Source organism: Kocuria atrinae C3-8 (assembly GCF_000286355.1).
GTDB lineage: Bacteria > Actinomycetota > Actinomycetes > Actinomycetales > Micrococcaceae > Kocuria > Kocuria atrinae_A.
On record NZ_AJXN01000120.1, the window covers coordinates 1 to 13,572 of the forward strand.

Consider the following 13,572-nt stretch of genomic DNA (forward strand, 5'->3'; position numbering starts at 1 on the left):
GGACTGCGGAGCCACGGTAGCGGGCTTCTCAGCCGGAGCGGCCGGAGCAGCAGCGGCTTGGGAGCCTCAGCGGCCGGAGCCGGAGCGGCGGGAGCCTCAGCAGCCGGGGCCGGAGCAGCGTTGTTGTTGGACGCGGGGTCAAGCCGGAGCGGCGGGAGCCTGGTAGGCAACGCCGGCTTCCTGAGCCGCAGCAGCCTCGCGGGCCTGGGTCTCAGCGTTGGCCGGAGCAACGTGGCGGCCCTGAGCAGCGGGAGCCTCGGCAGCCGGAGCGATCGGGGTCACGTTCTCGGAAGCGGGAGCAACGTTGATGGAAGCAGCTTCAGCGGCGGGAGCCTGAGCAGCCGGAGCAACCTCAGCCTTGGGGGCCTCGGCGGCGGGAGCGACCTCAGAAGCGGGCACTGCCTCGACAACTGCGGGGGCTGCCTCAGCCTTGGGAGCAGCCTCAGCCTTCGGGGCTGCCTTCTCTTCCTTCTTCTCAGCCTTCTCAGCCTTGGAGGAATCGGACTTGGCGGCCGGCTCAGCGGTCACGGTCTGCTCGGCGGCGGGAGCCTCGGCCACAACGGCTGCGGGGGCCTCGTCGGAAGCGTTCTGGGTTGCCTGCACGGAGACGGTGGTGGCGAGAGCCAAACCGGAGAAAGCGGCAACGGCGGCCACGGTGCGGGCCTTACCGGCGAAGAGGCCGGCGCGAGTCTGGGTGTTCGTTTCGGGCGACATACGTCAGAGTTCCTTACGCGTTCGGGGACCGCTCACAGGCACGGGAGTGTGCTGAGGAATGGGCGCATGGAGACATACGCCGATCATTCAAGAGTGTGAGCGGAGGGGCACGGTCGTGCCGGGATCAGAAAATAAGTGGGGTCATATGGGGGGACCCGACTGACGGTGCTGTGGCAGAGCACGTGCCCGTCAAGACGCGCAGATGCTGGGCGGCGCTTGGATCGCCGCCCAGCTCATGCGGATCAGCGGAAGGTGTAGTAGCCGTCCAGCTGCATAGCGTTCACGGAGTGCACTGCGGTGCCCTGCGAGGGGTTCAGTGCGGAGATCATCTGGCCGTTGCCGATGTAGATACCAACGTGGTTGCCACCGTTCTGGGAAACCAGGTCACCCGGCTGCGGGTTTGAGGTGGGGGTGCCAGCGGCGAACTGGTCCCAGGTCACGCGGGGCAGGTCGATGCCGTGCTGTGCGTAAACCCACTGGGTGAAGCCGGAGCAGTCCCAAGCCTTGAAGCCGGTGCCGCCCCAAACGTAAGCGCCGCCCAGGCCCTGGTAGGCAGTGCCCACCATGCCGCTTGCGGAAGAGTTGGACTGGGTGGAAACGCCCGAGTCCTGCTGGGTGTGGCTGGAAGCCTGTGCCACGCCGCCTGCAGCGGGAGTGGCCGGTGCCTGTGCAGCAGCCGGGGCCTCGGAAGTCCAGGAGTAGCTGGTGCCACCCAAGGAATCGAGCGAGGACACGGACTGGTAGCCGTAAGAGGTGTTGCTGCCCAGATCGATGATGCCGCTGTTGGCCTGAGCCGGGGCAACGATGCCGGCCACTGCAACGCCTGCAGCAGCTGCTGCGATGGAGGTGTTGCGGACTGCGTGCGAGTTGGTCTCGACGCGGTGGCGGGCAGAGCTCTTCTTAACAAAAGTCATTTTAGTTTTCCTCCCTGCGCCTACGAGGTGAGCTGTCGGGTTCGGATGGGAGACATCCGGCCGCACTCCAGCCAGTGGCTTCGGTGTGACTTAACCCCAAGGACCCAAGAATCTTGACGGGCCCGAAGTTGGTTCCCCCGCTTCTGCCTTGCGGATTGTGTGTACGGATCACACGCGATGGCAGAACTAGGCGGTACGCATGTGAGCGCCGATCCGACCAGCGATCGGCACGAGAAGAACAGTACATGACAGATAACGAAATTGTCACGTTTTGGTTACGACAGGTCACGAAACGAGTGCAGGCATAGATCAATCAGGGGTGATTTAGTAGCAATTTATACATTGTCAGCCCCCCGTTGTGCCGTGGAGTGCGAGTGATTTCACCCCAATAAACCCGTTCCGACCTGGGTAGATATTACCTACTAGGGGGTATGTGACACGGCTCACACATAGTACATGTCGTGATGATCCACACATCCGGGGACAAGCCCGAAATTGTTATCAAACACGGTCCTGGTTGAGGTCTACGCGGATCGCCTTGGCGCTCACGCGGTCAAGGTCAACCCCGTGTCCGGTGTCCGTGACGGTCACCAGCACCCGCTGCTCGTCCGTCTCGGACGGCGCTACCTTGACGCGGGCGCCATTGAGTACGCCGGCGGAGCTGAGGGTTTCGATCAGTTCCTGATCTGCCTGAATGACCTCAGGGAGCAGCCTCACCGTGAACGTGGCCTCCCGGTCCTGTGTCGCCGCATCCAGCAGATTCATACCCTTGAACCGCTCGTCGCCCACCTGCGGGCCACCGATGGCATCCATGCCGGGGATGGGCGTTCCGTACGGCGAGTAGCGGGGTTCGTCAAGCAGCGCCATGAGGCGCCGTTCGACCCGCTCACTCATGACGTGCTCCCAGCGGCAGGCTTCCTCGTGGACATAAGCCATGTCCAGTCCCACCACATCTGCCAACAGTCGTTCGGCCAAGCGGTGCTTGCGCATGACCTCGATAGCTTTGGCGCGCCCGCTCTCTGTCAACGACAGGGAGCGGTCCTTGAGCACTACTAATAGGCCGTCCCGTTCCATCCGCGAAACGGTCTGAGAAACCGTGGGCCCGGAGTGCTGAAGGCGCTCCACGATGCGGGCCCGCATGGGCACGATGCCCTCTTCCTCGAGCTCGAGCACAGTGCGCAAATACATCTCGGTGGTATCGATCAAATCGCCGCTCATAATCCATCCTTCGAGAAAACTGGGGTGCGCGTTGAGTGGGAGCGCTCTCATGCTGGGTTTCGTGAATGATTCACGATAAGCATATCCGCCCACTCCGACAGGTATACCCGCTCCATCACACTGCGTCTTCCCCAACCCGGAGGGGGCAGAATGGGAACTGCCTCAATGATCCACCACGCTAGGAGCATCCGTGTCCGAGTTGCCTGTCATTCCCGCTTCCCTCTTGCCCGTGGACGGGCGCTTTGGCGCGGGTCCGTCCCGTGTTCGACCCGAGCAAGTCAGCGCGCTGGTCGATGCGGGAGCCAATCTCCTGGGCACCTCACACCGACAGGCCCCCGTGCGCAATCTCGTGGGAGACATCCGCGAAGGGCTCTCCGAATTCTTTGGACTCCCCGATGGCTACGAGATCATCCTGGGTTTGGGTGGCGCGAGCACCTTCTGGGACAGCGCCGCGTTCAGCTTGGTACGACGCCACGCTCAGCACCTTTCGTTCGGGGAGTTCGGTTCCAAGTTCGCGCAGGTGACTGACAAGCACCGCATCTGGACCCTTCCGACATCCTGAGGGCAGAACCGGGTTCGCGCCCGGCAGGTCCCGAACCGCGCGAGGGCGTGGACGTCTACGCGTGGCCCCAGAACGAGACGTCGACCGGTGTGATCATGGATGTCACCCGCCCGGCAGGAACGGACCCTGACGCGCTCACCGTGATCGACGCGACGTCGGCGGCGGGCGGAATGCACGTGGACATCAGCCAGACCGATGTCTACTACTTCTCCCCGCAGAAGAACTTCGGCTCCGACGGCGGCGTGTGGTTCGCTGCCGTCTCCCCCGCCGCGCTGGAACGCATTGCCGAGATCTCGACAATGGACCGCTGGATCCCCGATGTGCTGTCGCTGTCCACCGCGGTGGAGAACTCCCGCAAGAACCAGACGTACAACACCCCTGCCCTCGCCGGTCTGGTCATGCTCGACGAGCAGGTGCGCTGGCTCAACGACAACGGTGGTATGGCGTGGGCCTCCGCGCACACGGCCACCACGTCCTCTCTCGTGTACGACTGGGCCGAGCGCACCGCCGTGGCCACCCCGTTCGTGGCCGACCCCGAGCACCGCTCCCCCGTGGTCTGCACCGTTGATTTCGACGACAGCGTGGACACCGCTCACGTGCTGTCCGTTCTGCGGGCCAACGGTGTGGTGGACGTGGATCCCTATCGCAAGCTCGGCCGGAATCAACTGCGGATTGCCACGTTTGCGTCGGTGCCCGAGGCAGACGTTGAGTCGCTGCTGGCGTGCATCGACTGGACCCTGGAGAACGCACTGTCCTGACCCTGCAGCCTGTGAAGGTGCACGGGATTCGAAAAGTGAGCGGGCGGCGTCGTAATTCACGACGCCACCCGCTCACCTTCTTAATACGGCTCGCCTACTTGACCGTTGGCTCTTCTCGAACCCGGCCTTGTTCTTTGCGCAGCCGCCAGAAGAACCATGCGCCAATAGCCGCACCGATCAGTCCCGCGGCTACTGCCGACCCCATGCCCCAGCGGGCGCCCAGGGTGTCGGTGAGCCAACCGACCGCGGGCGCACCGATGGGCGTACCTCCCATGAAGATGGCCATGTAGAGACTCATGACTCGACCACGCATCACCGGCGACGTAGTGGACTGAACGTACGCGTTGGCCGTGGTCATGATGGTCATGGCCGACACTCCGCTGGGAATGAGCCACAGGGCGAAAATCAGCAGGGACGGCGCTGTCGCTGCCCCCAGGGTCGATAGTGCGAACGCAATGCAGCCCGCGAACAAGAATCGAAGTCGGGCCCTCGCACGTTTGGCAGCCAGCAGAGCACCCGTCACCGTGCCGACCGCGAGCATCGAGTTGAGCACCCCGAACTCTTGAGACCCGCGACCGAACTCGGAACCCGCCATGGCTGCCAGGTACACCGCGAAGTTCATGCCGAACGTACCGATCATGAAGATCGTGGCCATCACCGCAACCAGGTCCGGTCGGTGCACCACGTACGCCATGCCCTCGCGGATCTGTCCGCGGCCCCGCTTGGTCTTGGGCATCAACCGTAATTGGTTGTCATCAATGGCCAGGATCGCGGCAATCATGGCCGCAAACGTCACGGTGTTCAACAGGAACACCCAGCCGGAGCCGATGGCAGCGACCAGAACGCCGGCCACGGCCGGGCCGATCAACCGTGCGGAGTTGAATGACGTGGAGTTCAGGGCCACGGCGTTGGACAGGTGCGTGTCCGGAACCATCTCCGACACGAAGGTCTGTCGCACAGGGGCGTCGAAGGTCGCAACAATGCCCAGCCCCAGGGCGAACGCATACACGGTGACGAGATCGGCCACACCGAACAGCACCATGAGTCCCAGACCCGCGGCCAACACACCCATGAGGGATTGGGTCACCAGAAGGATCTTGCGACGGTCGTAGCGATCCGCCGTGACACCGGCGTAGGGTGCCAGCAAGAGCTGCGGGAGGAACTGCAGGGCCATGACCACACCCATGGCGGTGGCGTCGTGGTCCGTCAGTTCGTCGAAAACCAACCAGGACTGCGCCGTGCGCTGCATCCACGTGCCAATGTTCGAAACCAGTGCCCCGGTGAACCACAATCGGTAGTTGCGGATCCTCAGAGAACGAAACATCCCCGTCCCCGGCGTTTCCGCAGGGTCGGGGCGTTCGTTGGTTTCATCAGCGGTCGAGGGCGGTTTTACGATGACGCCTCGTCCTGGTCATCGGCGCCTGCTGCGGTGGCGTTGTCCCCCTCGGGAGCATCAGCGCCGGACTCGGATTCATCGGACGTACGGCTCTCACCCTCGTCCTCGGAGTCCTGATCTCCCTGTTCCTCTTCTTCGTTCTGCTCCTTGACCGCCTGCATGCGTTCCTCCCACGGAACCCATTCCGGGGCGAGCAGTGACTTCTCTCCGGCCAACAGTCCGACCTCGCACACGGTCACCACTTTGGTCCGTGGGGCTCGGGCCACCGTGGCGAACCAGGTCCATCCCGGGTACCCGGCCATCGTGCAGTCGAAGAGGTGGCTCAGCAAACGGTCTTCGTGCACGTCGATCCCCAGGTGCTCGCCCACGTTCTCCGCACCGGCGGATTCCATGACGGCCTGGCGAGCGAGCTCAACGGCTTGCGCGAGCGTGGCGTCCTGCTTGGGCGCGCGACGTCGTGCGGTTGCCACCGCAGCGGGCTGTTCCATGACCTCGGCGGTGTCCCCTGGCTGAACGGTGGTTTCCTCAGACATCGAGCTCATCCGCCACAGTTCGAAGGATGGAGGCGATCTTGTGTCCGTGGGCGCGGTCCGGGTAACGGCCCTTGCGCAGCCCGTTGGACATGTCGTCCAGCAGCCGGATCAAGTCTTCCGTCAGAACTGCCATTTCCTCGGCCGGCTTGCGGGTGTTGCGAGCGACGGACGGCGGCTTGCTGATGACGGTGGCGGACAGCGCCTGGGCACCACGCGTCCGGCGGCAATGCCGAAATCCATGCGGGTTCCCGGTTTCACCGTGGTGACGCCTTGCGGCAGGGCGGAGGAGTGCAAGAACACTTCCTGCCCGTCATCCGTTGCCAGGAAGCCGAAACCCTTCTCGGAATCGAACCACTTGACTTTGCCCGTGGGCACGCGGATCACCTCAGTTTCTCTAGTTTTGCTACCGGCCCTGGTGGGCGGGGCGTTCACGGTCGTCTAAGAACTCTTGAGTCTATCCTCTCGCCGGAGTGGCCCAAGCCGCTGTTCACCCACCGCGTGAGCGGAATTGGTACCTTGGTGATCATGTCTGATCCCACGCACCAGGAACGTTCTCAGCCCGCCCGACCGGTCCGCATCGGCAATCTCTCACCGGTGGGGATCATCGCCTTGGTCCTGGCGGTCCTGAGCTCGGTGTCGTTGGTGATCGTCCTGATTGCTGCGCTCTTGGGACAGATCGTCTGGGGCGGGTTCACCATTTTCCCCGCCATCTTCTTCCCGGTGGCCTTCATGCTCATGTGCATCGAGCTGGCTCGCACCGCACTCAGGCGACGCCGCCGCTGAACCCCGGCCGAGCGGCGTCGAGAGCGTCCAGATAACGGCAGGAAATGCTTCAGTCTGTGCTCAGGAAACTCCGAGATACTGGCCCGGTGAATGACAAGACTCCTGAAGCCAAACTGCTCGTCGTAGACGACGAACCCAACATCCTTGAGCTGCTGGCAACGTCACTGCGCTTCGCCGGCTTCGACGTGGTGACCGCCGCCAACGGCCGGGACGCCTGCTCAAGGCCGAGGCCGAGAACCCGGACCTGGCAGTCCTGGACGTCATGCTCCCGGACATGGACGGATTCTCCGTGACCCGAAAGTTGCGCGCTGCCGGAAGGCACTTCCCCATCCTGTTCCTCACTGCCAAGGACGACACGGATGACAAGGTCACCGGTCTGACCGTGGGCGGCGACGACTACGTGACCAAGCCCTTCAGCCTGGACGAGGTGGTCGCTCGCATCCGCGCCGTGCTACGCCGCACCCAGCCCATCGAGGAAGAGGATTCCCGCCTGCACGTGGACGACCTGGTCCTCGACGATGACGCCCACGAGGTGTTCCGCGGGGATCGCGAGATCGACCTCTCCCCCACCGAATTCAAGTTGTTGCGCTACCTGATGCTCAACCCCAACCGTGTGCTGTCCAAGGCCCAGATCCTGGATCACGTGTGGGAGTACGACTTCAACGGAGACGCCTCGATCGTGGAGTCCTACATCTCGTACCTGCGCCGCAAGATCGACAACGATCCCGAGCAGGCACCGCTGATCCACACCAAGCGCGGTGTGGGGTACCTGTTGCGCTCGTCCGACAAGCGCCACTGATCCCTTGACCGGGATTTCCCGCAAGTGGCGTTCCGCGTCACTGCGCTCGCAGCTCATGGTCCTCACGGGCCTGCTGCTGGCCACCAGCATCCTCGTGACCTCGCTGGTGGCCATTTCCGTGCTGCGCGACGCGTTGGTCGACAACACGGATCAGGAACTGCGCCAGTCGGTGACCTCGGTGTCCACGGTGCTCCTGGACGGTTTGGAGGGCACTATCGCCACTCCCGTGCCGCACTCCGGGTATCTGCTGGATGCTCAGGGCAATGTGATTGCCGCCGCCGAGAACAGTCAGGATTCCAGCTCGACCCGTCCCGCGCCCGATCTCAGCGGCATGAATCTTTCCTACGTGGCTTCGCACAATCTGCAGCCCACCACGGTGTCAGCCATCGGCGCACCCGAACGGAAATGGCGGGTGCTGCCCGCCAAGCTTCAGCACTACGACATGTCCGTGGTGGTTGCTCAGCCCCTTGATCGGACCAACTCCATCATCTCCGCGGTGTCCCTGCTGACCTTCAGTTTCGGTATGGCCACGCTTCTGGCGGCCATGGCGGTGGGTTGGGTCCTGGTCACCAGGGCTTTCGCACCCCTGCGCGAAGTTGAATCCACGGCCGCGCAGATCGCCGAGGGGGATCTGTCGCAGCGTATGGAGGGTTACAACTCGCAAACCGAGATCGGTCAGTTGTCCATGTCGCTCAACGCGATGCTCGGTCACATCGAGGACGCCTTCGAGGCGCGCACCCGGTCCGAGACCAAGCTGCGCCGATTCGTGGCCGATGCCTCGCACGAACTCCGCACCCCGTTGGTGTCCATCCGCGGGTACTCGGAGCTTTACCGGCACGGCGCCCTGCAGAATCCCGAGGACGTGGGCAAGGCCATGGACCGGATCGAGTCCGAGGCCAAGCGCATGACCCAGTTGGTCGAAGACCTGCTGACGCTCGCCCGCCTCGACGAGCGACGGGCGGCCACCATGCAGCACATGGACCTGTTGCACCTCGCCTACGACGCAGCCTCCGACGCACACGCCACCGCCCCCGATCGCGTGGTGCAAGTGGTCGGTCTGGCGGACAGTACCCCCGAACAGGCATGGACCTACGGGGACGAGGCCAAGTTGCGCCAGGTGGTGGCCAATCTTCTGACCAATGCCCTGCGGTACACCCCGGCCGCCACGCCCCTCGAATTGGCCGTGGGCCTGGAACCCACCGTGGACGGCCAGTCCAATGCAGTACTCCAGGTCCGCGACCACGGCCCCGGTATCCACGGCGACGACGCCGACCGCGTTTTCGAACGCTTCTACCGGGCTGATTCCTCCCGTACGCGCGAGACCGGTGGCACAGGCCTGGGGCTGTCCATCGTGGCGGCCATCGTGGAACAGCACGACGGCACCGTGAAACTGGAGGAGACCGCCGGCGGAGGTGCGACCTTCACCGTGCGGGTCCCGCACAGTCAGCCTGTGGACAACACCCCGACCGTCGACTGAATCCACCGTTGCCCCCCACGTCCCCGGTATGACCTGGCCAGCTGCCTACGGTGTGAGCACCCGGAGAACTCCGGGAGCTCACACCGACAGCAAGGAGACAGTCATGGCACAGTTCGTGGTCGACAGCGACACCATTGCCGCAAAATCCCAACAGGCCCAGGGTCATATCGAACGGTTGACCGGCGAGGTCAACGGCATGACCTCAACGCTCACGGATCTGCAGAATTCCTGGACCGGTACCGCGTCCGCCAACTTCCAGGAAGCTTTCCGCTCGTGGCGTGCTGCTCAGGCCCAGATGGAACAGGCCATGGCACAGATCAACCAGGCCTTGACGACCGCCGGCAACCAGTACGCAGAAACCGAGGCCGCCAACGCCCGCATGTTCGCCGGCTGAGCGGGGTCAGTTCTCGGTCGTGACCTGGTGATAGCGGAGCAGCCAGGGCCCCATTTCGTTGTGGTGGTCCTCTCGGATCCACAATGAGCTTCGCCGGGTCACTGTGGAACTGTCCGTGAGACGGTATGAGTGATGGTAGGCGGTGGATCCCAAGGGAACCGCGCTGCTGAGACTGAGGTCCGGGGCTGCATCCGCACCGGAACCCTGAAGCTCCGTCACGAACCGCTGTGCCCCATTGATCGAGCCGTCACGGGCCACGTACTCGAATTCGTCGTGCAGCAGTTCCCTGCGAGGCCCCTCGGCGGTTTCCGGCTTCAGCAGCGCCGTCTCCAACGTCAGGATCTGCTGGGCCGGTTCCGCGTCCCGGGTGATGCGATCACTCGCGTCGGAGTCATGAAGGACCGAGTCCTCATCGGTGTCCCACAGCTCCGAGAAGAGGTCGGGCTCTTCGTGAGGTTCACTTCGCAGGTCGAAGCCTGTGCCTGTGCCTGTGCCTGTGCCTGTGCGGATGCTGGAACCGTCGCTGAAGTCGGTGCCGCCTGCACCGACCCGTCACGGTCGCGGAAGCCCGGGCCCACGGGCATATCGGGTCGCGCGTCCCCCGCTTGATAAGCGGTGGCCATGGCGCGGGCACGATCATCCGCGGCCTCGTTGAGTTCGTGCCCCGCGTGGCCCTTGACCCATTCGAACTCCACGGTGCGTCCGGCCATTTCACGGTCCAGGGCCTTCATGATGTCCACGTTGAGAACGGGCTTACCGTCCTTCTTCTTCCAACCCTTCTTCTTCCACCCTGGCATCCACTTGGTGATGGAATTGATGACGTACTGGCTGTCGCACAGGATCTTGAGCGGCTCGTCCGCGATGTGCCGCGTGGATTCCAACAGATTCAACACCGCGGTGAGCTCACCCATGTTGTTGGTGCCGTGGTCCCAGCCACCGGCCCGCCACGAGCTCTCGTCGATGTACCAGGCCCAGCCGGCAGGACCGGGATTTCCCAGGGCAGAACCGTCCGCCGCAGCAATAATCGTCATGCGATCATCTTTGCAAACGACTCCGACAGGCAATAACTCGCTACTCGTCCGCTTCCGGTTCCGGCATCACGGCAGCCGATATCACGCCGGGCACCTCGGAGAATTCCACGACGGCTCGATGCACGTCCGTGCGCCCCAGCATCTTGAGCACCATGACCACGTGGGCCCCGGAGCTCGTGTAGACCCGATCCGTGCGCAGCACCGTGACCGCCAGGTCCAGTTCCGTGGCGGCGGTGAGAACGGACCGCAGCACTCCTTAGCCGTCCTCATAGCGGAGTTCGATGGTCCTGTGAGCCGGGAACCTGAGTAGGAACGCGGAGACCGGTTTGAGCACCAGCGAGACGAACAGCTGGATCAACGTACCGAGAACCGCCAAGGAAAAAAGCCCCGCCCCGCAGGCCATTCCCACCGCGGCAGCCACCCACACGCTCGCCGCCGTGGTCAGTCCGTGCACCACGTCCTTGTGCAGGAAGATGACACCCGCTCCCAAGAATCCGATTCCGGTGACCACCTGCGCTGCGATGCGCGAAGGATCCCCGGGCCCCTGCTCGATTCCGGGAAGCGCGTGGAAACCGTACGCGGAAACCAGTGTGAAAATGGCCGATCCCGTGCCCACCAGCGCGTGGGTGCGAATTCCGGCCGATTTGCGCCGGAGTTGCCGTTCCACTCCCACCACGGTGCACAGTCCGAAGGCGAGCAGCACCGCGGTGGCCTGAGCCCAGACTTCTTCGTCCAACTCCCACACGGGGCACCTCCTGTTTAGGTCCGATCATATGCGCACGACAAAACCCCCGGAACGCAGCTGAACTGCGTTCCGGGGGCTATGTTTCGGCTGGACCGCACGGTGGCGGTCAAGTGTGCCCTGGGGGCACTGCTTACATCATGCCGCCCATGCCACCCATGGGATCCGCGCCGGCACCGGCGGGAGCCTCGGGCTCGGGCTTGTCGGCAACGACTGCCTCGGTGGTGAGGAACAGTCCGGCAATGGAGGCCGCGTTCTGCAGTGCAGAGCGGGTCACCTTGACCGGGTCGTTGATGCCCGCAGCCATCAGGTCGGTGTACTCACCGGTTGCGGCGTTGAGGCCGTGTCCGGTGGGCAGGCCGCGCACCTTGTCCACGACAACGCCGGGCTCCATGCCCGCGTTGGCGGCGATCTGCTTGAGCGGTGCGTCGATGGCAACCTTGACGATGTTGGCGCCGGTTGCTTCGTCGCCGGTCAACTGCAGCTTCTCGAATGCCTTCTGACCGGACTGGATGAGTGCCACGCCACCACCGGCGACGATGCCCTCTTCAACCGCTGCCTTGGCGTTACGCACGGCATCTTCGATGCGGTGCTTGCGCTCCTTGAGCTCCACCTCGGTTGCGGCACCGGCCTTGAGCACTGCCACACCACCGGCCAGCTTGGCCAGGCGCTCCTGCAGCTTCTCGCGGTCGTAGTCGGAATCGGAGTTGGCGATCTCGGCGCGGATCTGAGCCACACGGCCTTCGATCTCTTCCTGGGTGCCAGCGCCGTCGACGATGGTGGTCTCGTCCTTGGTGACGACCACCTTGCGGGCGGTGCCCAGAAGATCCAGGGTTGCGGACTCCAGGGACAGACCGACCTCTTCGGTGATGACCTGACCACCGGTGAGGATGGCGATATCGGCCAGCTGAGCCTTACGACGGTCACCGAAACCGGGAGCCTTGACGGCCACGGACTTCACGGCACCGCGCATCTTGTTCAGCACGAGCATGGCCAGGGCCTCACCCTCGACGTCCTCGGCGATGATCAGCAGCGGCTTGGAAGCCTGCATGACCTTCTCCAGAACGGGGACCAGGTCCTTCACGTTGGAGATCTTGGAGTTGACGATCAGGATGTAGGGGTCCTCGAGGACCGCTTCCTGACGGTCAGCGTCGGTCACGAAGTAACCGGACAGGTAGCCCTTGTCGAAGCGCATACCCTCGGTCAGTTCGAGGTCCAGACCAAAGGTGTTGGACTCCTCGACCGTGATGACGCCTTCCTTGCCGACCTTCTCCATGGCTGCGGCAATGAGCTTGCCGATCTCGGGGTCAGCGGCGGAGATCGATGCGGTGGCAGCGATCTCTTCTTCAGTCTCGATCTCCTTGGCCGAGGACAGCAGTTCCTCGGTCACGGCAGCAACGGCCTTCTCGATACCGCGCTTGAGCGACAGCGGGTCGGCACCGGCGGCAACGTTGCGCAGGCCTTCCTTGACCAGGGCCTGTGCAAGCACGGTGGCCGTGGTGGTGCCGTCACCGGCGATGTCGTCGGTCTTCTTGGCAACTTCCTTGACGAGCTCGGCGCCGATCTTCTCGTACGGATCCTCGAGCTCGATTTCCTTGGCGATCGACACACCATCGTTGGTGATGGTGGGAGCGCCCCAGGCCTTCTCCAGAACAACGTTGCGTCCGCGCGGGCCAAGGGTCACCTTGACGGCGTCGGCCAGGGTGTTCAGACCCCGCTCGAGTCCGCGGCGTGCCTCTTCGTCAAAAGCGATCATCTTTGCCATGTGTTGCGTCCCTCCTGGACGGTTGACAAACAAATCTGTTCATCACGATGCCCGCGACGGACGATGGTTCGTGCGGATCCTCACCCGCGCGAAACGCACCTCACCGTGATGGATGGTTTTCACTCGATCGTGTGTGTGGGCGTCACCCGGACCCGGGTTTAGCAGTCCACTCAACTGAGTGCTAAGTCAATACTGGCACTCGCCCACGGAGAGTGCAAACGTCTTGAGTCAGGAAAACTCAGGTTTCGTCCGGGGCTGAAACGTGGGAGACGCCCACTGGGTTACTGGCCGGGACCGGGCGCGGCAGCAGCAGCCGCGCTCGGTTCGGTGACAGCGGCTTCGCCCTCGGTCGTGACGTCAGCGGCACCGGCTTGCTCCTGGGCACCCGCCTCGCCGGGAGTGCCCTCGACTGCGCCGGTGTCCGTACCGCCAGGCTCACCGGCAGGTGCTTCGGGCACGACCGGGGCTCGACCGGTGCTTCGGGCG

Annotated in this window: 14 protein-coding genes, 3 pseudogenes and 1 riboswitch; of the genes and pseudogenes, 5 read left to right on the forward strand and 12 right to left on the reverse strand. The window is 63.9% G+C overall.

The features are described 5' to 3' along the window. Positions 1 to 138 precede the first annotated feature (138 nt). From YO9_RS0112725 to YO9_RS0112735, 3 genes are all read right to left on the reverse strand, one after another. Positions 139 to 714, reverse strand: coding sequence for a hypothetical protein (locus YO9_RS0112725; protein WP_016997828.1), 576 nt, complete (start codon positions 712 to 714; stop codon positions 139 to 141). 242 nt (positions 715 to 956) lie between these two features. Beyond that, positions 957 to 1,628, reverse strand: coding sequence for a C40 family peptidase (locus YO9_RS0112730; RefSeq protein WP_016997829.1), 672 nt, complete (start codon positions 1,626 to 1,628; stop codon positions 957 to 959). 5 nt (positions 1,629 to 1,633) lie between these two features. Next, a riboswitch (cyclic di-AMP (ydaO/yuaA leader) is annotated at positions 1,634 to 1,800 on the reverse strand. A gap of 329 nt (positions 1,801 to 2,129) precedes the next feature. Then, on the reverse strand, positions 2,130 to 2,846 hold the full coding sequence (locus YO9_RS0112735) for a metal-dependent transcriptional regulator (protein WP_016997830.1): 717 nt from the start codon (positions 2,844 to 2,846) through the stop codon (positions 2,130 to 2,132). Positions 2,847 to 3,036: 190 nt separating this feature from the next. Here YO9_RS0112735 and serC point away from each other — a divergent pair. Then, a pseudogene (serC, locus tag YO9_RS0112740) lies at positions 3,037 to 4,166 on the forward strand (phosphoserine transaminase). A gap of 94 nt (positions 4,167 to 4,260) precedes the next feature. On the opposite strand, the gene YO9_RS0112745 reads toward serC, so the two are convergent. From YO9_RS0112745 to YO9_RS0112755, 3 genes and pseudogenes are all read right to left on the reverse strand, one after another. Continuing rightward, positions 4,261 to 5,490 carry an MFS transporter gene (locus tag YO9_RS0112745; RefSeq protein ID WP_016997831.1) on the reverse strand — a complete coding sequence of 410 codons (1,230 nt, stop codon included), beginning with the start codon at positions 5,488 to 5,490 and terminating at the stop codon, positions 4,261 to 4,263. 65 nt (positions 5,491 to 5,555) lie between these two features. Continuing rightward, positions 5,556 to 6,095 carry a DUF3027 domain-containing protein gene (locus YO9_RS0112750; RefSeq protein WP_016997832.1) on the reverse strand — a complete coding sequence of 180 codons (540 nt, stop codon included), beginning with the start codon at positions 6,093 to 6,095 and terminating at the stop codon, positions 5,556 to 5,558. Continuing rightward, a pseudogene (locus tag YO9_RS0112755) lies at positions 6,088 to 6,470 on the reverse strand (cold-shock protein). The gene YO9_RS0112750 and the pseudogene YO9_RS0112755 overlap by 8 nt, the downstream one beginning before the upstream one ends. A gap of 150 nt (positions 6,471 to 6,620) precedes the next feature. On the opposite strand from YO9_RS0112755, the gene YO9_RS0112760 reads away from it, so the two are divergent. The 4 genes and pseudogenes from YO9_RS0112760 (at position 6,621) to YO9_RS0112775 (ending at position 9,548) form a co-directional block, all read left to right on the forward strand. Beyond that, complete coding sequence (locus YO9_RS0112760) at positions 6,621 to 6,878, forward strand: hypothetical protein (RefSeq protein ID WP_223286537.1); 258 nt, start codon at positions 6,621 to 6,623, stop codon at positions 6,876 to 6,878. 86 nt (positions 6,879 to 6,964) lie between these two features. Then, positions 6,965 to 7,677 (forward strand): annotated as a pseudogene (locus YO9_RS0112765) (response regulator transcription factor). Positions 7,678 to 7,732: 55 nt separating this feature from the next. Further along, on the forward strand, positions 7,733 to 9,154 hold the full coding sequence (locus YO9_RS0112770; protein WP_396350772.1) for a sensor histidine kinase: 1,422 nt from the start codon (positions 7,733 to 7,735) through the stop codon (positions 9,152 to 9,154). Positions 9,155 to 9,257: 103 nt separating this feature from the next. Continuing rightward, entirely contained in the window at positions 9,258 to 9,548 is a 291-nt protein-coding gene (locus YO9_RS0112775) for a WXG100 family type VII secretion target (protein WP_016997837.1), read from the forward strand. 6 nt (positions 9,549 to 9,554) lie between these two features. Here YO9_RS0112775 and YO9_RS21730 read toward each other — a convergent pair whose 3' ends face one another. The 6 genes from YO9_RS21730 to YO9_RS18600 all read right to left on the reverse strand — a co-directional run. Next, a complete protein-coding gene (locus YO9_RS21730) occupies positions 9,555 to 9,881 on the reverse strand; it encodes a hypothetical protein (RefSeq protein ID WP_016997838.1) in 327 nt (108 codons plus the stop codon). Positions 9,882 to 9,883: 2 nt separating this feature from the next. After that, positions 9,884 to 10,579 (reverse strand): ribonuclease HI, encoded by a 696-nt coding sequence (locus YO9_RS18590; protein WP_396350770.1) that lies wholly within the window; start codon positions 10,577 to 10,579, stop codon positions 9,884 to 9,886. Between the two features lie 40 nt (positions 10,580 to 10,619). Next, a complete protein-coding gene (locus tag YO9_RS18595) occupies positions 10,620 to 10,832 on the reverse strand; it encodes a hypothetical protein (RefSeq protein ID WP_016997839.1) in 213 nt (70 codons plus the stop codon). Between the two features lie 3 nt (positions 10,833 to 10,835). Then, the gene (locus YO9_RS0112790; protein WP_016997840.1) at positions 10,836 to 11,324 is read right to left on the reverse strand and encodes an MgtC/SapB family protein; all 489 of its coding nucleotides are present in this window, start codon (positions 11,322 to 11,324) and stop codon (positions 10,836 to 10,838) included. A 130-nt stretch (positions 11,325 to 11,454) separates the two neighbouring features. Continuing rightward, entirely contained in the window at positions 11,455 to 13,086 is a 1,632-nt protein-coding gene (groL, locus tag YO9_RS0112795; RefSeq protein ID WP_016997841.1) for a chaperonin GroEL, read from the reverse strand. A gap of 281 nt (positions 13,087 to 13,367) precedes the next feature. Next, positions 13,368 to 13,572: hypothetical protein (locus YO9_RS18600; protein ID WP_396350771.1), on the reverse strand; the 205-nt coding region annotated here is incomplete at its 5' end.

Excerpts from the sequence above, each read along its gene's own strand:
- YO9_RS0112760 (WP_223286537.1), top strand. The coding sequence starts at position 6,621 with ATGTCTGATCCCACGCACCAGGAACGTTCTCAGCCCGCCCGACCGGTC.
- YO9_RS0112730 (WP_016997829.1), bottom strand. The coding sequence starts at position 1,628 with ATGACTTTTGTTAAGAAGAGCTCTGCCCGCCACCGCGTCGAGACCAAC.
- YO9_RS0112725 (WP_016997828.1), bottom strand. The coding sequence starts at position 714 with ATGTCGCCCGAAACGAACACCCAGACTCGCGCCGGCCTCTTCGCCGGT.
- YO9_RS0112735 (WP_016997830.1), bottom strand. The coding sequence starts at position 2,846 with ATGAGCGGCGATTTGATCGATACCACCGAGATGTATTTGCGCACTGTG.
- YO9_RS0112745 (WP_016997831.1), bottom strand. The coding sequence starts at position 5,490 with ATGTTTCGTTCTCTGAGGATCCGCAACTACCGATTGTGGTTCACCGGG.
- YO9_RS18590 (WP_396350770.1), bottom strand. The coding sequence starts at position 10,579 with ATGACGATTATTGCTGCGGCGGACGGTTCTGCCCTGGGAAATCCCGGT.
- groL (WP_016997841.1), bottom strand. The coding sequence starts at position 13,086 with ATGGCAAAGATGATCGCTTTTGACGAAGAGGCACGCCGCGGACTCGAG.
- YO9_RS0112770 (WP_396350772.1), top strand. The coding sequence starts at position 7,733 with ATGGTCCTCACGGGCCTGCTGCTGGCCACCAGCATCCTCGTGACCTCG.
- YO9_RS0112775 (WP_016997837.1), top strand. The coding sequence starts at position 9,258 with ATGGCACAGTTCGTGGTCGACAGCGACACCATTGCCGCAAAATCCCAA.
- YO9_RS0112750 (WP_016997832.1), bottom strand. The coding sequence starts at position 6,095 with ATGTCTGAGGAAACCACCGTTCAGCCAGGGGACACCGCCGAGGTCATG.